This window comes from Burkholderia sp. AU30198, assembly GCF_020419825.1.
Taxonomy (GTDB): Bacteria; Pseudomonadota; Gammaproteobacteria; order Burkholderiales; family Burkholderiaceae; genus Burkholderia.
Genome location: NZ_JAIZSA010000001.1, coordinates 936,242 through 955,927 on the forward strand (window position 1 = coordinate 936,242; position 19,686 = coordinate 955,927).

A 19,686-nucleotide genomic window follows, 5' to 3' on the forward strand; every position below is an offset into this window, starting at 1 on the left:
TCAGCTCCCGTACACGCGCTGCGCGGGGCGCGCACCGGCGAGCAGCTGCGCGACCGCCGGGCCGACCTCGGCCACCGCCCAGCGCGCGCCGCGATCGACGCTCGGGCCCGTGCGCCAGCCTTCCGCGACAGCGATCATCCCGCCCGCGACCTCGAACACCTGGCCCGTCACGTCGGCCGACAGCGCGCTGCCGAGCCACACGACCAGCGGCGCGACATTGGCCGGATCGAAATAGTCGAAGCCGCCGTCCTCGGGTTTCTTCATCATGTCGGCGAACACGCCTTCTGTCATCGACGTGCGTGCGGCCGGCGCGAGCGCGTTCACGCGCACGCCGTAGCGCTGCAGCTCGGCCGCCTGCATCAGCGTGAGCGCGGCGATCCCCGCCTTCGCCGCGCCGTAGTTCGACTGGCCGATCGAGCCTTGCAGCCCGGCGCCCGAACTCGTGTTGACGATCCGCGCGTCGACCGCTTGGCCGGCCTTCGCCGCGTCGCGCCACACACGCGCCAGCACGCTCGACAGGCAGAAGTGGCCGCGCAGGTGCACGCGCATCACGTCGTCCCAGTCGGTTTCGGTCATGCTCGTGAACATCTTGTCGCGGCAGATGCCCGCGTTGTTGACGAGCACGTGCACGTCGCCGAACGCTTCGCGTGCCGCGTCGACGATCCGCTGCGCCGTGTCGACGCGCGTGATGTCATCCGCATTCGCGAGCGCGCGGCCGCCGCGTTGCGCGATCTCGTCGCACACGGCCTGTGCGGCGTCGTGCCGGATGTCGTTGACGACGACCGCCGCGCCTTCGGCCGCGAACGCAAGCGCGTATTCGCGCCCGAGCCCGCCGCCCGCGCCGGTGATGATGACGGTGCGTCCGTTACAGATTCCCATGCTCATGCCTCGTGGATCGTGAAAGATGGCGCGCTCACAGGCGCTCGATGATCGTGACGTTCGCGAGGCCGCCGCCTTCGCACATCGTCTGCAGCCCGTAGCGGCCGCCGGTGCGTTCCAGCTCGTGCAGCAGCGTCGTCATCAGCCGTGCGCCGGTCGCGCCGAGCGGATGGCCGAGCGCGATCCCGCCGCCGTTCGGGTTGGTCTTTTCGTGCGGGAAACGCGTGTCGGCGAGCCATGCCTGCGCGACCGATGCGAACGCCTCGTTCATCTCGACGACGTCGATCTGCGACCAGTCGAGGCCGGCCTTCTTGAGCGCAGCCTTCGTCGCCGGGATCGGCGCGGTGAGCATCCACAGCGGATCGTCGCCGAGCACGCTCAGGTGATGGATGCGGGCGCGCGGCGTGAGGCCGTAGCGCTTCAATGCCTCCTCCGACACGATCAGCAGCGCGGCGGCCGCATCGCAGGTCTGGCTCGCGACGGCGGCCGTCAGCGAGCCGCCCGGCGTCAGCGGTTCGAGCGTCGCCATCTTTTCCAGCGACGTGTCGGGGCGCGGCGTCTCGTCGTGCAGCACGCCTTCGAGCGGCACGATTTCCCGCTTGAAATGGCCAGCCTCGATCGCCGCGACCGCACGGCGATGACTTTCGAGCGCATAACGCTCCATCGCATCGCGCGACAGGTTCCAGTGATCGGCGATCCGCTGTGCGGCGACGAACTGCGACACCGGCGCATCGCCGAAGCGCGCACGCCAGCCATTGCTGCCCGAAAACGGATCGTTGAAGCCGAGCGGCGCCGCACTGGTCATCGCGGACGAGATCGGGATCTGTGTCATCGTCTGCACGCCGCCGGCCACCACCACGTCCTGCACGCCGCTCATCACGGCCTGCGCGGCGAAGTGCACGGCCTGCTGCGACGACCCGCACTGACGGTCGACCGTCACGCCCGGCACCTGCAGCGGCAGCCTGGCCGCGAGCCAGCAGGTGCGCGCAATGTTGCCCGCGAGCGGGCCGATCGTGTCGACGCAGCCGAACACCACGTCGTCGTAGTCGTCGGCCGGAATCGCGTTGCGTTCGGCGAGCGTCTTCAGCACGAAGCCGCCAAGGTCCGCCGCATGCACATGCGCGAGACCGCCCTTGCGGCGGCCGGTCGGCGTGCGCAGCGCGTCGACGATATAGGCTTGTTTCATCAGTTCAACTCCTCGAGGTCGAAGGTCTGCGCGGGGCCGATCGGCAATGCGTCGCCGAGGATCGCGTCGGCCACGCGGGCCTTGTGGAACGCGCTGTCGCCCCAGCTGCCGGACAGCGCCCAGATGCGCTTCATGAAGATCTGCAGGTCGAGTTCCCACGTGTAGCCGATCGCGCCGTGCACCTGCATCGTGTGGCGCGCGGCCAGTTGCGCGGCGGCAGTGGCCGCGAGCTTCGCGTGCGACACGAACACCGCGCGCTGCGGATGGTCGTCGGCGATCGCCTGCGCGGCGCGTGCGACCACCGGCCGTGCGAACTCGTAGCGGATCGCGACATCGGCGAGCAGATGCTTGAGCGCCTGGTACGAACCGATCGCCTTGCCGAACTGCTTGCGTTGCGCGCTGTAGTCGATCGCAACATCCAGCACGCGCTGCGTGAGACCGAGCAACTGCGCGGCGACCGCGAACGCGCCATGGTCCAGCGCGCGATTCAGCAGCGGCGCGGCCTCGTCGGCGCTCGCGACGCGCGTGGCCGCCGACGGTTCCCAGTCGAGCGTGAACAGGCGCCGCGACGGGTCGACGCTGTCGACTGCGCGCCATGCGCAGTGCGCGGGATCGACGCGGTGCAGCTCGCCGCGGTGCTCGCACAGCAGCGCTTGCGCGACGTGCACGTCGGCCGCATACGGGTTCACCGGATGCACGAGCGCGACGCGCGCGCGGCCTTCCGCGATGTCATTCAGCAGCGCGTCGCGCCAGTCGCTCGCGGGCAGCCGCGCCAGCACGCCGGCCGACACGAGCGCCGTGTCGAGCAGCGGCTCGGGGCTGCCGAAATAGCCGTAGGTCTGCGCGAGCAGCGCCCACTCGACTTCGGTCAGGCCGAGGCCGCCGTGCGCTTCCGGCACCGACACGGCGGTCAGCCCCTGCGATGCGAACAGCGCCCACAGGTCGTCCGATCGCCCGGTCGGCGTGGCCCACAGCTCGCGGATCAGCTCGGGCGTCATCTCGGTCATCAGCAGGCGCTTCACGCTGTCCGCGAGCGCTTCCTGGTCTTCATCGAATACGAAATCCATACGATGTCCGTTCTGTAAGGGTGGCGCCGGCGCGCTTACGCGCGCGGCATGCCGAGCATCCGTTCGGCGACGATGTTGCGCTGGATCTCGTTGGTGCCCGCGTAGATCGGGCCGGCCTGCGCAAACAGGAAGCCGTCGAGCCAGTGGCCGAGCGTCGCGTGCTGCGCGGCCGTCTGCGGGACGACCTCGCCGTGCGCGCCGAGGATGTCGAGCGCCGTCTGGTGCATGCGCAGGTCGAGCTCCGACCAGAACACCTTGTTGGTGCTCGACTCCGCGCCGATATGGCCGCCCTTCAGCAGCCGGCTCGCGGTCGCGTAGGTCGACAGCGCATACGCCTGCGCATCCATCCATGCCTGCACCACGCGCTCGCGCAGCGTCGGATCGCGGTCGGCGCTGTCGCGGTGCGCGAGATACAGGTCGCGCAGCGCCTGCGCGGTGCGCTGGAAGCGCGCCGGCGAACGCAGCATCAGCCCGCGCTCGAAGCCGGCCGTCGCCATCGCGACCTGCCAGCCCGCGCCTTCGGCCGCGAGACGGTTCTCGACCGGCACGCGCACGTCGTCGAAGAAAATTTCCGCGAAACCCGTCTGCCCGTTCAACTGGCGGATCGGCCGCACCGTGATGCCCGGCGCGGACAGCGGCACCATCAGGAACGTGAGCCCGTGGTGACGCGACGATTCGGGGTCGCTGCGGAACAGCCCGAACAGCCAGTCGGCCCACACCGCGCGGGTTGACCAGATCTTCTGGCCGTTCAGCACGTATTCGTCGCCGATGCGCGTGGCCGTCGTGCGGATCGCGGCCATGTCCGAGCCTGCGTTCGGCTCCGACCAGCCCTGCGCCCACACGTGCTCGCCGGCCGCCATCGCGGGCAGGAAGCGCGCCTTCTGTTCCGCCGTGCCGAAATCCATCAGCGTCGGGCCGAGCAGGAAGATGCCGTTCTGGTTCACGCGCATCGGCGCGTCGGCACGCCAGTACTCTTCCTCGAAGATCAGCCACTCGATCAGGTCGCAGCCGCGCCCGCCGAGTTCGCGCGGCCACGTGACCATGCTCCAGCGGCCCGAGTGCAGCGTGCGCTCCCATTCGCGGTGCGCGGCGAAGCCCTCTTCCGTGTCGAAGCTCGGCAGCCGCTCGCGCGGCACGCGCGCGGCGAGCCAGTCACGGATTTCCGTACGGAACGCCTGCTGTTGCGGCGTATAGGTCAGGTTCATGCGCGTGCCTCCTCGACAGCGGCCTGCGCGTCGAAGCGCGCGTCGCGCTTCTCGACGAACGCGGCCCGTGCCTCGGTCGAATCGTTCGTCATGTACGCCTGCAGCGTGAAGCCCTGCTCCCAGCGGTACTTGTCCTCGAGATCACCGTCCTCGACGCCGTTCAGCGCCTCCTTCGCGAGCCGCACCATCGCCGGGCTCTTCTCCGCGATCTTGCGGGCGATCGCGAGCGCCGCGTCGCGCAGCGTGTCGCGCGTCACGACCTGCTCGACCGCGCCGAGCCGGTAGGCTTCGGCCGCATCGATCATGTCGCCGGTGAAATACATCATGCGCACCTTCTGCACGCCGAACAGCCGCTGCAGATGCGCGCCGCCGCCCATCGCGCCACGATCGATCTCGGGCACGCCGAAGCGCGCGCAGTCGGCCGCGACGACGATGTCCGCCGCGCCGCAGATGCCGATCCCGCCGCCGAGCACGAAGCCGTGCACGGCCGCGATCACCGGCTTCGGGTTGCGGTGTACCGCGCGGAACGTCTCGTAGTTGCCCGCGTTGACCGCCACGATCCGCTCCGGATGCGCGGCCAGTTCCTTGATGTCGACGCCCGCGCAGAAGCCGCGGCCTTCGCCGCGCACGACGATCACGCGCACGTCGTCGTCCTCGCCGAGCGCGTCGAGCGCGCGAGCCAGCGCGTGCCAGCCCTGTGCGTCGAGCGCATTCACGGGCGGATGGGCGATCACCAGTTCGGCGATGCCGTCGGCGCGATCGATCCGGAACGGCGTCGCGCCGGCCGGTTGGTTGGATGTTGTCATCTCGTCTGCCTCCCTGTGATTGTGTTCACGCGGCCTGTGCGGCCGGCGTGCCGCGCAGCGCCGCCAGCGCGTCGAGCCGCTCGCCGGCTTCCGCGACGATCCGCGCGATCAATGCGTCGCACGATTCGATCGCGCCGATCATCGCCGCCGCCTGACCGCTCGGCAGCACGCCTTCATCCGGGCGGCCTTCGACGATCGCGCGCTGGATCAGGAACGGCGCGTTTGCCGCCATCAGCGTCTGGCTCGCGGTGTAGTCGTGCGAGCGCAGCGCCTTGATCGCGAGGCCGAGCATGTCGCCCGTGCTCAGCCCGTTCTGGCGGCGCCATGCTTCGGCGGTCTTCAGTGCAAACCACGTGCGGCGCAGCGGGCCGAAGCGTTCGAGCTTCAGCAGATACGGGTTGTCGATCATGCGTTGCGGCAGCCCGTCGAGTGCGTCCGATACGCGGATGCGTGCCGGGTCGCCAACCGCGACGTAGCGGTCGAGCGTCTCGCGCGGCACCGGCGATTCGGCGCTCATCAGGAAGCGCGTGCCCATCGCGATGCCGGCCGCGCCGTAGGCCAGCGCGGCAGCCAGCCCGCGCCCGTCGAAGAAGCCGCCGGCCGCGACGACCGGCACCTGCACTGCGTCGAGCACCTTCGGCAACAGCAGCGTGGTCGGCACCGCGCCCGTGTGGCCGCCGCCTTCCGCGCCCTGCACGGTGACGATGTCCGCGCCGAGCTCGACCGCCTTCGCCGCATGCTTCGGCGCGCCGACGGTCGGCATGCAGACGATGCCGGCCTCCTTGAAGCGGCGGATCGTCTTCGCGTCGGGCCCGCGGCCGTAGCTGACCGCGCGCAGCCGGTGCTTGATCGCCAGTTCGACGACCTGCTGTGCGTTCTTCTGGAACATGTGGAAGTTGATGCCGAACGGCTGGTCGGTCAGCGACTTCACTTTCTGGATCTCGGCCTCGACCTGCTCGGGTTCGAGCGTCGCGCCAGCCAGGAAGCCGAAGCCACCCGCGTTGCTGGTGGCCGCGACGAGCCGTGCGTCGGCCACCCAGCCCATCGCGGTCTGCACGATCGGGTAACGGCAGCCGAGCAGGTCGCACAAAGGCGTGCGCAGCGTCGTGCTCATGCGGCGGCTCCGTTGACGGCGACCGGCGCCGGCGCCTGCGCGTCGCTGCGGTCCGCGCCGTTCGGCGGGCGCTGCGAGCTGGCCATGCTGCGCGCGTCGTAGCCGCCGAGGCGGTCACCGCTCACCAGTTCGTTGTGCGCATGTGCGAAGTGATGCCAAGCGAACGCCGCATCCATCGCCGCGCGCTTGCCCTGCAGCTCCTCGACGTGATTCAGCGCCTGCTTGGTCAGCGTGAGCCCGAGGCGCGGCATCGTCGCGATCTTCGCGGCGATCGCGTAGGTCGCGTCGTGCAGCCGCTCGCGGGGCACCACGCGGTTGACCATCCCCATCTGGTACGCGCGTTCCGCCGGCATCCGCTCGCCGAGGAACAGGAATTCCTTCGCGATGCGCGGATTCAGCTCGTACGCATGCGCGAAATACTCGACGCCCGGAATCCCCATCCGCACGACCGGATCGGCGAAGAACGCATCCTCCGACGCGACGATCAGGTCGCACACCCACGCGAGCATCAGCCCGCCCGCGATGCACGCGCCCTGCACCATCGCGATCGTCGGCTTCGGCAAATCGCGCCAGCGCCGGCACATCCCGAGGTACACCTCCTGCTCGCGCGCATAGAGGAATTCGCCGCCTTCCTTGTCGACGTGGTCGTACCACAGCGATGCGCGGTCGAACGATTCGTGGATGTCGCGGCCGGGCGTGCCGATGTCGTGGCCCGCCGAGAAATGCTTGCCGGCGCCCGCGAGCACGATCGCCTTCACCGCGTCGTCGTGCGCCGCGCGCCGGAACGCCGCGTCGAGCGCATACGTCATCTTCGAGTTCTGCGCGTTGTGATACTCGGGGCGGTTCATCGTGATCGTCGCGATGCCGCCGTCGACCGCGTAGTCGACGACACCGTCGCCGAAGGTCACCTGGGTCGCTTCCATGTCGTGCCTCATCCCCGGCGCGGCGCCGGATTGTTGCGCACGATCGTCGCGCGCAGGTTGTGCGGATCGAGCGCGCGGACGATGCGCAGGTCTTCCGCAGTCGGCGCGGCCGTCGTGCCGAGATCCGGTGCGGTGATCAGCGGGAAGCCCGTCGCGTCCTGCACCTCGTCGAAGCTCACGCCCGGATGCAGCGAACGCACACGGATCGCGTGGTCGGGCCCGCCGAAATCCATCACGCACAGGTCGGTGACGATGCTGCGCAGGTCGACGAAGGTCTTCATCCCGGGCAGACGGCGCGCCGGGTTGTAGCCGATCGTGCACACCATGTCGACTTCGCTCTCGACGAACGTGCGCTTGCCGTGGCCGCTGACGAAGAACGAGTTCGCGTGGTTCGTCGTGTTGCCGGGGAAGCCGCGCGCGCCGAGCAGCTGGGTTTTCGGGCGTGCGTAGTCGTCGCCGAGCCACGAGATGTTCGCCTGGCCGAAACGGTCGATCTGCGTCGGCATCACGAGCGCATGACGGCGGCCGTGCCACAGGCAGTCGAACACGCGTTCGTAGGTCATCCAGCCGCTCGCCTTCACGCGATAGCCGTCGGGGCGCGGGCCGAGCGGCACCGGCTCCTCGACGAGATACGCTTCGCCGTCGGTCAGCATCAGCCCGTTGTTGTATGCGAGCCGCGCGAGGCCGGCCGCGAGCCGCGGGCCCGTGCCGATGCCGGTCGCCAGCACTTCGCCGTCGTCGCGCCAGAGTCGCGCGGACGCGACGATCATCAGTTCCGCGAGGGAATGGTCGAGAGATTCGCTCACAAGGCGCTCCTTTACAGAATCGGCAACGGCAGCGTCGTCACGTGCGACAACCCGCCGACACCTTCGAGGTACTGGCGTTCGTCCTGACCGACCACGTCGCGCAGGTACGCCGCCGTCTTCGCGCCGTCTTCCGCGCTCGCGCAGTACGCGCGCAGGTGCGGAAGGTCCCAGCCGTAGGCCGGCCCGCACGACGTCGGGTGCGCGCCGCCCGGCGCCTGCACGACGCCGGTGACGAGCGAGCGCTCGAACGGGTTGCGTTTGGCGGCGTCGAGGTCTTCGCTCGCGAGCGACGCACCGACCGTTTCCGCCGACACGTAGCAGCGCCGCGCGGCACGCGCCATCCATGCGTCGAAGAACGGATCGGGGCCGTCGATGCGCGTGTTGCCCATCCGGTCGGCCGCGTTCACGTGCAGCAGCGCGACGTCGAGTTCGATCGCGGGCATCGCGAGCAGCGTCTCACCGTCGTCGTACGGCGATTGCACCGTTCGAAGTTGCGGCGCGTGATCGAGCAGCGCGGTGCCGAGCCCGGCGCGGGTCGGCAGGAACGGCAGGCGGGCGGCGGCCGCGCGCAGGCCCAGCTGCAGCATCCCTTCGTCGAGTTCGAGCACGTCGACGCGGCCCTGCTCGCGCGCGCGGCGGAAATGCGCTTCGAGCGGAATCACGTCGAGCGACACGAAGCCGAACACCACCTTGCGGACCTTCCCGGCCGCGCAAAGCAGGCCGACATCGGCGCCGCCGTACGCGACGATCGTCAGGTCCTTCAGGTTCGAGCGCGCGATTTCGCGCACCAGCGCCATCGGCTTGCGCCGCGGTCCCCATCCGCCGATACCGATCGTCATGCCGTCGGCGAGTTGCGCGACCACGTCGCGCGCGGACATCGTCTTGTCGAGAGGTTTCATCGTCATCGTGCTGGCTTACCGGTATCCGATGCTGAAATCGTGGCCCCACTGGCTCACCTTCGTGGCCTCGAACACCGCGTGCTGCGACCAGTCGACCGTGAGGCCGCCGAAGCCGTATTCGAGATCGAAGCCGCCGGGGGTCTTCATGTAGAACGAGATCATCTGGTCGTTGCAGTGCCGCCCGAGCGTCGCGGACAGCTTCACGTCGTGCGCGGCGACGCGGTCGAGCGCGCGGCCCACCTCGTCCATCGAGTCGACCTCGGCCATCACGTGCACGCAGCCGGACGGCACGGCCATCTCGAACAGCGCGAGGCTGTGATGGCGCGCGTTGCGGCAGTGCATGAAGTGGATGCGTTTCTCGGGTTCCGCCGGATCGGACGTGAACTTCACGCGGTAGATGTCGGACAGCTCGAAGCCGAGCACGCCGCGCACGAACGCGTCGGTCGCGTCGAACTGCGGCGCGGGCAGCACCGCGTGGCCGAGCCCCATGTCGCCTGTGACGAAGTGCGAGACGCCGAGCGGCGACACGAAGCGGCGGAAGTCGCAGCGCGGCCCCCAGTAGAGTTCGTGGCGGTTGCCCGACGGATCGCTACACCACGCCATCGCCTGCACGCGGCGCAGCGCGGCTTCGTCGCGCGTGGCGCGCACGGGCTCGATGCCCGCGCGCTGCAGCGCCGCCAGCGCGGCGTCGAACGCGGCGCCGTCGGGCAGTTCCCAGCCCGACGCGAAATAGCGGTCGGCCTGGCCGGGGACGATCACGTAGCGGAAATCGCGTTCGTCCATCTTCAGGTACAACGCGCCGTCAGGCGCGTCGATCGCCTGCATGCCCAGCACGTCTTCCGCATAGCGGCGCCACGCGTCGACGCGGGTCGCCTCGACGACCACATAGCCGAGTGCACGGACATCGATCATGTCGGCCTCCTCCTCGTTCAGAATCCGTTGTTCGTGAAAGGATTCTGGCCGGTCGGGGATGGCGTCACATCGTCTGTTGGGACGAGAGGCAGCGGGGAACGGGACGTTCGCGAAAGCCCGGCGGGACGGCGCGGGCATGCGGGAGGGCCGGGAAAACCCGGACGGATTGCCGCCGGGTCGTGGCTGGATTCCTGCGAACCGGAAACGGGATCAGTTCAGCGACTGTCTGCCCCGGGCATTCGCAGCGGCAGGAAGGTCATCGCACGCACAGCAGCGGTGCGGCATTCGATACGCATCCGGCGGTCGACACGGGGAGCCGGTGGCGCAATGCCCGGATCCCCGCGCTACGGTTCACGCCGGCGCGAACCGCACGCGCCGCCACGTATCCGGATCGACGCACACGCCTTCGTTGTCAGGCGTCACTTCGACGAGCCCATGCATTTCGCCGCGTTCGCGCGGAATGCACACGAGGTCGAACGACCAGATGCCGTCGAACACGTTCTCGGGATTGCCGAGGAAGTTGAGGCGATTGAACACGGGCGTAATGAAATACCAGACGCGGTAATCAAGCGCCGCGAAGCACTCGAGGAACGCCTTCGAGCCGTCACCCGTGTAGTGATTGAAGTATTCCAGATAGACGATCGGGCGATGCCGGCGGAGTGTGTCGCGCGCGCCGCGGATCAGGTTCGGCTCGAAACCTTCGACGTCGGCCTTCAGGAAATCGACCCGCGGCAAGTCGAGCGAGTCGAGTGTGCGCAGCGGGACCGGTTCGGTGTCGCGATTCGCGCCGAGCAGCGACGACGCGCCGAAGTTGTTCGGCGAACGCGGATCGAAGACCGGGAATGCCACCGAGCCTTCCGTATCGCCGACCGCGCACTGCAGCGCGCGGACGTTCAAGCGCTGGTTCAGCGCGAGATTCGCACAGAGCAACTGGAACGTATGACGCTGCGGCTCGAGCGCATACACGGTGCCGCGCTCCCCGACCGCTCGCGACAGCATCACCGTGTGCGAGCCGAGATTCGCACCGGCCTCGACGACCGTGTCGCCTTCACGGACCACTTGCGCGAAGAGGAACGACTCGGGCTCGGACCACTCGCCGTACAACGCCAGGCTGCGCCCCACAAATTCGTCATTCGAATTGAACAGCATCGTGCCGTATCGGCATCGTTGTTGTGCGTAGAGCGTCATCGCGTCCCCGTTCGTTTTGGTTGGTCTGGTTTTCGCGCGATTATACGGGGTAAAAAGAAGCGGTTCGGGCAGGCCGCTCGACGGTCTCGCGAAACACCTGCATGCGGTGGACGACAGCCGATGACCGCCGCGCGGCTAGTCGAACGGATTCAGCAACCGCACGCCGGTGCGCGAGAAATCGTCGACGTTGCGCGTGACCACGGTGAGATCGTTGATCAGCGCGGTGGCCGCGATCAGCTGGTCGAGTTCGTGCGTCGGATCGGGTACGCGCAGCCGAGCGCGAAACCCGCAGGGATCTTCTTCCGCACGGCTCAATACCCCTCCACCTTGAAAGAGAACGTGAGCGCCGCATCCGGCGATCCCGACGTGATCGTCACGGCCTTGTTCGTCGCCGACACCCAAAATGGAACCGCAGCCGTCGTCGGCGTAGCCTGGACGCTGACGACGGCATGCGGAAACCCCGCCGTCGTATTGCCTTGATAGGTGGGGAATGTGAATGACCCACTCTTCGCGCCCGCCGGGATCGTGATCTGCCCGGCCTGCGTGATCTTCCCTGAATTGTCGACCTGGACATATCCGGGTGGGCTCTTCGTGAAATAGAACTGCCTCATCCCGGCCGGCGCATTGTCCTCACTCCACCAGAGTGTGGATCCGGGATCGACCGTCGGCATCGCTTGCGAGTTCTCGGCGTCGTACCAGACGATATTGTTTCCCACCGCAGGATAAGCGAGCGGCTTACCGGACGCGTCAACCCCCTGCGAATAAACCCCACCCTGGTTGCCGTGCTGGCTGCCCCCCGTGCCCACCAGATAGAACGTGTTGTGACGCGTATTGGCATACGGCGACGAATTCGAGCCATTCAGCACGAGCCCTTTCGCTGTTCCATTCTTCGCGTTGTATAGATTGATCACGTCAAACCGTTCGCTGTCGTCTCCATTCAGCACGACACCCGGCGAGTTGAAATAAACGGCTTGAATCAGGAAGAAGTGATTCCAGCAGGCATTGTGATCGTAGGCACTGTGCGTGATCAGCACCGACCCATCGGTCGGAAGCGTTTGATACCCGGAAATATTGTAGAAAATGTTTCCGGTGACGTCCGAGTTCTCCGTTGCCGCCGGCGAAATATCCGTCTGCACAAAGGCAGTCGCCCAGTGGGCTGCACGAATGTCGTAAGTCCCGTACCGGGCTGAAATCAGATTGACAGCGATACCGCCACGGGAATTATTGCCATCCCAGAATATCCCCATGACGCTGTTGTCTTCGGTCTTCTGATCACGGGACGGGGTGATCGTCAGCGCAGTGCCCCCCTTCGGGCCAACCCAGCGATTGATCGTCGTCGCGTTGATAGTCGGCGCATTGTCGTTGTATCCACCGCCGCCCGCGCCGACCAGCTTCACGGCCGGGCAGTTGATCGTCACGTTGTGATCCCAGAGAAACGTGCCCGGCGGCTCATACACGGTCTTTTGTGACCGCGATGCACACGCGTAGTTGATCGCATTCTGAATCGCCGTCGCGCTCGGTCGTGTGCCGGTCGGGTCCGCACCGAATGCGATCACCGAAATTTTCTGTTCCCGCAGAATCGCCTGCAACGCGCGATCGCTTTCGCCCACACCACCGAAGTTGAACAGCAGCGACGGATTCGATCTCGACGCAGCAAGCGACGTGAACGCGCCAGAACTCGGACGCGAATTGCCGATCGTCGCGCCGTTGATCGCGCCACCCTGAATTGCTGCATTCTGGTGTGCACTGTTGAGCTGGGTGGCGGAAGGAACTTGCCCAGGCACACCCTGTGCATACGCTGGATCGAACACGGCCGCTGCAACCAGGAGGCCCGTGATGCTGCAAAGCCTCGTGCGGAGAATTGTCATGCTGGTTTTGCTCCTTGTTGCGAGCCGCTCGGTGCCGCCCAAACGACGCGCTGCACTGCTTGAATGGTTGTTTCCATGTTCACCGGCTCAGTCAATGCCGCGAGTGGCCCGTTTGACCCGGCAATCTCGATCGAGTCGCCTGGGCCGATCACTTCGCTGGCTCATACCCGGCCATGCCAGACGTCGCCGGCGAAAACATCAACGGCCGGATTCGCGAGGCTGCCGTTATAGATCACGATGCGCACGCTCGGCGCCTGAATCGATGTGCCTTGCGGAAGCGTCACCACGCCAGGGGCGATCCGAAGAACGAGATCAGATCTCCGGATCGGCGACGCCATCAGTTGCCGGAATGCTGAATTGTACGGAAAGAAGCCCACATCGTTTCCCAACACTCCCCGCACATATGCCGTCGATGCAGCATTGTTGCTGCTATCCCCGTGGCTTGCCCTCTCGACCTGGAAACGCCCGTCATGATTCCAGCGCGCACTGGCAAACAAGGTGTTCAACACCCTCGACACCTGGTTGCAAGTCGCCTGGCCGTGCGCTACCCCGACAGCCGTCAGGATACTGATCAGCGTCTCTTGAACCTGGTTGAGCCAATCGGCGTCAACGATGGTTACGGCCTGCCCAGTAGTGGAATCGCCTCCAGGGAAAAGATCCGGCCGGTGCCGGAACCGGAAGCGCCGTGCCGGCCGTAGAAAGACGGCCGATCGGCTGGTCACCCCATCCGGTGAAGGCACGCGCAAACCGCTGCGGGGCGGCTGCATTCACCGCCCCCGCGCGCCGCGCTCGCGACGGTCGTCAGTTGCCGCCGTTGCCGGCCCCCGTTGTGCCGCCCGTCTCGGTGATGCCTGCCATCCCCCGCCCGACACACGCAACGGGAACGCAACCGCTCAGAACCGATACGAAATCCCGATCTGCAAAACGGGGTACCACCGATAGCGCGACATCACCTGCCGCAGCGAATCCAGCCCGCTCGAGACCAGGAGCTGGCTCTTCGCCGGCCCGGCCGCGGCCGCCAGTTCCGGCGACAGCGTGTACGAACACTTCGGTATCCCGTACGCAACGCCGAGATCGGCGACGAATCCCAGCCCTTTCGACGCCGGCCGATGCCCGTAGCCGATCCCGACGTACGGCATCACGGTCGGATAGCGCGCTTCCGCCACCGCGTACATCCCCGGCATCGCCGGATAGCGCTTGCCGCCGAACACATAGGTGCCGTCGGTCGGCACCGATACGCCGCGGATATCGTCGTCGTTGAAGCGCATCCCGAGCGTCGCCCGGAAGCCGCTGCCGTGCCACGGAAAGATGTCCGCGTACAGGCCGCCCTGACGCAGCTTCAGGTCGTCCTGATAGCGATTGCCGGCCACCGTGAAGTCATGCGAAAGATCGATCGCATTGAAGTCCGCATGCGCACCCAGTATCGAATTGAAGCTCACGGCTGCGCCGATACCGACGCCCTGTGTGCCGCCTTGCAGGTATATCTCCTGCGCGTGCGCGCTCGCGGCCCACATCACCGCGACCGCTGCCCATTGGTTCACCGTCATTTTCACGGGCGCCTCCCCCGACTTGTGCCGGGCGCGCCTCGCCAACGCATGCGGCCTGCGCCGTCCTGCGTGATGCGAACCCCGACACGACACCTTGCAAGCACGCTTGCTGTTCTACGGATCGGGAACGCGTTGCCCCGTGCGCATGACCGATACGACATGCGCGGCATGTACGCCGCCCCACGCGGCGCCCGCGGCCCGATCCGATTCCCCGTTTGTTTCGATGCCGTTGCATGCCGACGATGCGTTCATCGTTGTTGCCCATTTCGTTTGCACCGGCGGCACCGGGTCAACCGCAAAGCGCGTGCCATGCGGCGCAAACCGATGCGGGACAAGCGTCACCGCAAAACACGGACGTTCACGCGGGTTGTAATTGGAGGAAATGTTTCAGGCGCGCATCCTTATTCGGCGGACGATGCCGGGACACGCGATCCGACATGTCGTGCATCGGTGCCGCAATGCGTGCCGAACGAGGCGGGATGGCCTTCAGCGCAGGTGTGTTGCCGTTGTCTTCAAGAGCATGCGGCGCAATGCATTGAAGAATGCGTTGCAAGAATGTGACCTCGTGCCGGTCGTGCGCGAAGCCGATGCGCGATCGTGAGTGGCAATACAGGGTGAATACCGATGGTGGCGAGTATCTCTTATTTGAATGCGACTGAGACGCGCCGATTCATTGGCTTTCTAGATCACCACCCGAACGGAGCTGCTTGGTACAATCCATCGACCAAGACCAAGCCGATTTATAAATCAATCCGGCCACCGGAAAATTGCAGACGAGGCATCTCACCTCGAATATCCGCGCCAACCATCGGTAATTTATAAGACAAATCGTCTAGCGGGGGAACAGTGAAACACATCGCAATTCTTTTGTTGGTTGCAGCCACTGTCGCTGGTTGCAATTCGAAACAATCCGACAACAGCACTCAGTCGTCAGCGACGAGTCCCAGCACATCAAGCGATACTTCCACACCACAGCAACCACCTCCAGTGGTAGCCCCTGCGCCTCCGCCCCCTTCACACAACTATGCAATGAGCCAAGACGGCACGTATGGTTACGAGCCTGCGCTTAGTGAAGATGACGTGAGATCAGGAAAAGCCACGAAGGCGCTTGTCATGATGCGCTACGTTGGCCTCAGGGATGGCAGCTATATTCTGCTCCTGGTCGATGAAGACAATCCGAATATTTCGAATCGCATTACTTGTTCGCCCCCGTGCAATTTCGCCAAGTCGCAAACCATGGCCGGCGATTCGATTATTAAAACTGAAACCGTACGGGTTGTACCCAATTCCCTAATCGGAGCGATGATCGAAGACGCGATGTCAGGGCAACTGACACCCTATGGTCAGCGCACGGCAACGTTGAACCAACCTCAAGAGTCAGCCACACAATCGAGCTTGCCTGCTGCTCCGCCGGTGTCAAATCAATCCGCAAGCGATGCCGCAGCTTCCCCGCTGCAACAAACAAGTTTCGACTGTGCCAAAGCCAAATCCATTCCGGAATTTCTGATCTGTCACGATCCCGATCTTGCAGCTTCAGATCGGGATCTTGCCGCGACGTACCAACAGGCGAAAGATGCCGTCATCGACAAGACTGCCTTTGTCGAACGGACGCGCAAACAGTGGAATTTTCGCGAGAAGAATTGTCGCGACAAGGACTGTCTGACATCGTGGTACGCGTACCAGAAGCGCGTTCTGACGAAGATCGCTCAAACCGGCGATGTCAACGTTCAAGACAACTGACACGACTCAAGCGACGCTGAAGCCTGCTCATTCGAGCAGGCTTTTTGTCCCCCGTCACAGCCCGTACCCGCCCGAAACATTCAACTGCTGCCCCGTAATGTAATTGGCCCGATCCGACGCCAGGAACACCGCTGCCCGCCCGACGTCGTGCGGCTTCCCCCAGCGCTTCAGCGCGAGCATCTTCTGCGTCTCGTCGATCCACGCCTGGTCGAACTGTCCCTGTTCGAGCAGCACCGGAAACATCCCGGCCTCGATCACGCCGACCAGGATCGAATTCGCGCGAATGTCGTAACGCCCCTCCTCGCGTGCCAGCCCCTTGACCAGCGCCTCGTTCGCCGCCTTCGGCGCGACCGACAGCCCGTCGCGGTCGGGCCAGCGCAGGTGCCCGGCGGACCCGAGCGTCACGAACGAGCCGCCGCCCGACGCGCGGAAGTGCGGCAGCACGGCTTTCGCCGCCACGAAGAAGCCGATCGTCTCGACGTCGATCGCGCGGCGCCAGTCGTCGTGCGTCATGTCGCCGATATGACGCTGGTTCACGAGCGGCCCGGCCGCCCAGACGATCGTGTGCACGCGGCCATGCGCGCCGATTGCAGCCGCGAGCGCGGCGTCGACCTGTGCGGGATCGGTCACGTCCACGCAGTGCGTGGTGGCCGCGACACCTTCGCCGCGAATGTCGCGCGCCACGCGCTCGGCCACGTCGGCCTTGCTGCGATAACCCACCGCGACCGGCACGCCGGCACGCGCAAACTCGAGCGCAACCCCCTGCCCGATCCCGCCACTGCCGCCGAACACCAGCACCGCGCCCTGCGGAAACCCGTTGTCGTTCATGCGTTCATCCCGTTCGTGTGTCGCGGCGGCGCTCAGGCCGCCGCTTCGGTTCCCGCCCGCAGGCGGTACTTCAGCACCTTCCCGGCCGCGCTCGTCGGCAGTTGCTCGACGAACGTGAAATGCCGCGGCACCTTGTAGTTCGCCATGTTGCGGCGCGCCCAGTCGTTCAGTTCGTCGGCGTCGGCATGCGCGTCCGGCCGCAGCACGACATACGCGTGCCCGACTTCACCGAGCCGCGTATCGGGCACGCCGACCAGCGCAACCTGCGCAATCGCCGGATGCGCGGCGAGCAGCCGCTCGATCTCGGCCGGATAGCAGTTGAAGCCGCCGACGATGAACATGTCCTTGATGCGGTCGGTGATCTTCAGGTTGCCGTTCGCATCGACGCAGCCGAGATCGCCCGTATGCAGCCAGCCATCGGCATCGACGGTCTCGCGCGTCGCGTCCGGCTGGTTGAAGTAACCGCGCATCACGTTGTAGCCGCGCACCCAGATCTCGCCGGTCTCGTCCGGCCCGAGCGGCACGCCGCCCGGCCCCGCGATGCGCAATTCGACATCCGGCATCGGCCGGCCCGACGTATAGGCAACCGTCTCCGCATCGTCGCCTTGGCGGCATAGCGTCGCGAAACCGCACGATTCGGTCAGCCCGTAGCCGGTGAGCACCGTCTCGAAGCCGAGTTCCGCGCGCATTCGCTCGATCAGGCTCGGCGCGATTGCCGCCGCGCCCGTGACCGCGATCCGCAGCGACGACAGGTCACGCGTCGCGCGATCGGGTGCGTCGAGCAGCGCGTAGTACAGCGTCGGCGGGCCGGGCAGCACCGAGATGCGGTCGTCGGCGACGCGCCGCAGCACGTCGGCCGGCTGGAACACGAGGTGCGGCAGCACGGTCGCGCCGCTCGACAGCGCGGCGAGCCAGCCGGCCTTGTAGCCGAACGTGTGGAAGAACGGATTGACGATCAGGTAGCGGTCGTCGGCGCGCACGCCGGCGATTGCCGCCCATGCCTGCGCCGCGCGCAGGTTCTGGCCGTGCGCGGTCATCACGCCCTTCGGGCGGCCCGTCGTGCCGGACGTGAACATCAGGTCCATCACGGTGTCGGGCGTCACCCGTGCCTCGCGTTCGCGCACCGCGGCCAGCGGCACCTCGGCGCCGCGCGCGAGGAACGCGCTCCAGGTCTCGTCGCACCCGCCGGGCGGCGGCTCGCCGTCGAACACGACGACACGCTCGAGCGTCGCGGGCCGATACGGCGCGAGCATCGCCGGATAGGATTCGCCAAGGAAGGTGCCGCAGCAGAACAGCAGCCGTGCGCCGCCGTCGTGCAGGATGCCGCCCACCTCCATCCCCTTCATCCGCGTATTGACCGGCACGAGGATCGCGCCGACCGTGTGGATCGCCAGCGCCGCGACGATCCATTGCGGCAGGTTCGGTGCCCACACCGCGATGCGGTCGCCGGCCGCGATGCCGCTCGCGAGCAGCGCGCGGGCCGCGTCGAGACGGGCCGCGTCGAGTTCCGCGTAAGTCAGCCGGCCATGCGCCGACTCGATCGCCGGATGCGCGCCGTGGCGCGCGGCTGCCCGTGCGATCAGCGCGGGCGTGGTCAGGATTTCGTTGTCCATCGTCATAGGCATCAGGTGGCCGTGCGCGCCGCCGGCGCGCGACGGCTCAGTCGGGAAACACCACGCGCAGCGCGTCGCTCGCGGGCCGTGCGCAACAGGCGAGCGTCCAGCCGGCCGCGATCTCTTCGTCGTCGAGCACGTGGTTGCTGTCGAGCGCGACCTCGCCGCGCTCGATCCGGCACATGCACGCGCCGCATTGCCCCATCCGGCAGGAATTCGGCGCCGGCACGCCCGCACGCAACATCGCATCGAGCAGCGTTTCGCCGGGCGCGCTGTCGAACGCGAATGCGTCTCCGTCGAGCACCGTCTCGATCGCCGCGCCGTCGCCGGACACAACCGCCGCTGCTGTGCTCGACGCCGCCGTATCAGCGGCCTGCGCCGGCGTATCGGGCAGCGACGCGAACCGCTCGACGTGCACGCGCGCACGCGGCAGCCCGAGGCCGAGCATCGCGGCCAGCGCGTTCTCCATGAACAGCGCGGGCCCGCAGATGAACGTCTCCTGCTGGCTGAACGGCCGCGCGAGTTCCTCGAAATGGCGCTGCTGCGGGATGCCCTGCACGCTGTCGAGCCAGTGGATCACGCGCACGCGGCCCGGATGGCGTTGCGCAAGCTGCTGCAACTCGCTGCGGAAAATCACCGAGCGTTCGTCGCGGTTCGCGTAGATCAGCGTCAGCATCCCGCGTCCGTGCACGAGCGCCGATTTCAGGATCGACAGCACGGGCGTGATGCCGCTGCCGCCCGCGAACAGCAGCAGGTCGCCGTCGAGCGTGCGTGGCGTGAACACGCCGGCCGGCGGCAGCACGTCGAGCGCGTCGCCCGCCTTCACGCGGTCGCACAGCCAGTTCGACGCGCGGCCGTCGCGAACGCGCTTGACGGTGATCTTCGGCGCGGCGTCGATGCCGGGCGCGCTCGACAGCGAATAGCAGCGCGTGACCGTCGCATCCGTACATGGCACGTTCAACGTCAGGAACTGACCGGGCCGGTACGCAAATGCGTCGCGCAACGCGGCCGGCACGTCGAACACGAACGAGCACGCGTCGTCGCTTTCGGCAATCACGTCGGCTACGGTCAGCCGATGGAAGCGCGAATCGCTCATGGCCGGCTC

General features: G+C 66.8%; 19 protein-coding genes and 1 pseudogene. 1 reads left to right on the forward strand and 19 read right to left on the reverse strand.

Going from position 1 to position 19,686, the window contains the following annotated elements:
• From LGN19_RS04055 to LGN19_RS04130, 16 genes and pseudogenes are all read right to left on the reverse strand, one after another.
• Positions 1-879, reverse strand: coding sequence for an SDR family oxidoreductase (locus LGN19_RS04055; protein WP_226213320.1), 879 nt, complete (start codon positions 877-879; stop codon positions 1-3).
• Between the two features lie 34 nt (positions 880-913).
• The gene (locus tag LGN19_RS04060; protein ID WP_226213321.1) at positions 914-2,065 is read right to left on the reverse strand and encodes an acetyl-CoA C-acetyltransferase; all 1,152 of its coding nucleotides are present in this window, start codon (positions 2,063-2,065) and stop codon (positions 914-916) included.
• Positions 2,065-3,132 carry an acyl-CoA dehydrogenase family protein gene (locus LGN19_RS04065; protein WP_226213322.1) on the reverse strand — a complete coding sequence of 356 codons (1,068 nt, stop codon included), beginning with the start codon at positions 3,130-3,132 and terminating at the stop codon, positions 2,065-2,067. Before LGN19_RS04065 ends, LGN19_RS04060 begins: the two co-directional genes overlap by 1 nt.
• Before the next feature lie 35 nt (positions 3,133-3,167).
• Positions 3,168-4,337, reverse strand: coding sequence for an acyl-CoA dehydrogenase family protein (locus LGN19_RS04070; protein WP_226213323.1), 1,170 nt, complete (start codon positions 4,335-4,337; stop codon positions 3,168-3,170).
• Complete coding sequence (locus LGN19_RS04075) at positions 4,334-5,143, reverse strand: enoyl-CoA hydratase family protein (protein ID WP_174961461.1); 810 nt, start codon at positions 5,141-5,143, stop codon at positions 4,334-4,336. Before LGN19_RS04075 ends, LGN19_RS04070 begins: the two co-directional genes overlap by 4 nt.
• A 25-nt stretch (positions 5,144-5,168) precedes the next feature.
• Positions 5,169-6,257, reverse strand: coding sequence for an NAD(P)H-dependent flavin oxidoreductase (locus LGN19_RS04080; RefSeq protein WP_226213324.1), 1,089 nt, complete (start codon positions 6,255-6,257; stop codon positions 5,169-5,171).
• The gene (locus LGN19_RS04085) at positions 6,254-7,180 is read right to left on the reverse strand and encodes an enoyl-CoA hydratase (RefSeq protein WP_226213325.1); all 927 of its coding nucleotides are present in this window, start codon (positions 7,178-7,180) and stop codon (positions 6,254-6,256) included. Before LGN19_RS04085 ends, LGN19_RS04080 begins: the two co-directional genes overlap by 4 nt.
• Positions 7,181-7,188: 8 nt before the next feature.
• Positions 7,189-7,986, reverse strand: a complete 798-nt coding sequence (locus tag LGN19_RS04090) for a CoA-transferase subunit beta (RefSeq protein WP_226213326.1) — start codon at positions 7,984-7,986, stop codon at positions 7,189-7,191.
• A gap of 11 nt (positions 7,987-7,997) precedes the next feature.
• Positions 7,998-8,891: a CoA transferase subunit A gene (locus tag LGN19_RS04095; protein WP_226213327.1), complete on the reverse strand. Its 894-nt coding sequence runs from the start codon at positions 8,889-8,891 to the stop codon at positions 7,998-8,000.
• 9 nt (positions 8,892-8,900) lie between these two features.
• Positions 8,901-9,797, reverse strand: coding sequence for a VOC family protein (locus LGN19_RS04100; protein WP_226213328.1), 897 nt, complete (start codon positions 9,795-9,797; stop codon positions 8,901-8,903).
• Positions 9,798-10,148: 351 nt separating this feature from the next.
• On the reverse strand, positions 10,149-10,985 hold the full coding sequence (locus LGN19_RS04105) for an FkbM family methyltransferase (RefSeq protein ID WP_226213329.1): 837 nt from the start codon (positions 10,983-10,985) through the stop codon (positions 10,149-10,151).
• A 135-nt stretch (positions 10,986-11,120) separates the two neighbouring features.
• Positions 11,121-11,258 (reverse strand): annotated as a pseudogene (locus LGN19_RS04110) (VapC toxin family PIN domain ribonuclease); the annotation flags it as partial.
• 38 nt (positions 11,259-11,296) lie between these two features.
• Positions 11,297-12,853: a glycoside hydrolase family 55 protein gene (locus tag LGN19_RS04115; RefSeq protein ID WP_226213330.1), complete on the reverse strand. Its 1,557-nt coding sequence runs from the start codon at positions 12,851-12,853 to the stop codon at positions 11,297-11,299.
• A gap of 161 nt (positions 12,854-13,014) precedes the next feature.
• Entirely contained in the window at positions 13,015-13,620 is a 606-nt protein-coding gene (locus LGN19_RS04120; protein ID WP_226213331.1) for a hypothetical protein, read from the reverse strand.
• 126 nt (positions 13,621-13,746) lie between these two features.
• Positions 13,747-14,400 (reverse strand): hypothetical protein, encoded by a 654-nt coding sequence (locus tag LGN19_RS04125; RefSeq protein WP_122947168.1) that lies wholly within the window; start codon positions 14,398-14,400, stop codon positions 13,747-13,749.
• Between the two features lie 358 nt (positions 14,401-14,758).
• Positions 14,759-14,953, reverse strand: a complete 195-nt coding sequence (locus LGN19_RS04130) for a hypothetical protein (protein WP_226213332.1) — start codon at positions 14,951-14,953, stop codon at positions 14,759-14,761.
• 476 nt (positions 14,954-15,429) lie between these two features.
• Here LGN19_RS04130 and LGN19_RS04135 point away from each other — a divergent pair, with 476 nt between their 5' ends.
• A complete protein-coding gene (locus LGN19_RS04135) occupies positions 15,430-16,140 on the forward strand; it encodes a lysozyme inhibitor LprI family protein (RefSeq protein WP_174961474.1) in 711 nt (236 codons plus the stop codon).
• Between the two features lie 54 nt (positions 16,141-16,194).
• On the opposite strand, the gene LGN19_RS04140 is transcribed toward LGN19_RS04135, so the two are convergent.
• The 3 genes from LGN19_RS04140 to LGN19_RS04150 are packed head-to-tail and all read right to left on the reverse strand — an operon-like array spanning position 16,195 to position 19,677.
• Positions 16,195-16,968, reverse strand: coding sequence for an SDR family NAD(P)-dependent oxidoreductase (locus LGN19_RS04140; RefSeq protein WP_226213334.1), 774 nt, complete (start codon positions 16,966-16,968; stop codon positions 16,195-16,197).
• 32 nt (positions 16,969-17,000) lie between these two features.
• Positions 17,001-18,587: a FadD3 family acyl-CoA ligase gene (locus LGN19_RS04145; protein WP_319000617.1), complete on the reverse strand. Its 1,587-nt coding sequence runs from the start codon at positions 18,585-18,587 to the stop codon at positions 17,001-17,003.
• A gap of 40 nt (positions 18,588-18,627) precedes the next feature.
• On the reverse strand, positions 18,628-19,677 hold the full coding sequence (locus tag LGN19_RS04150) for a ferredoxin--NADP reductase (RefSeq protein ID WP_226213336.1): 1,050 nt from the start codon (positions 19,675-19,677) through the stop codon (positions 18,628-18,630).
• Positions 19,678-19,686 lie beyond the last annotated feature (9 nt).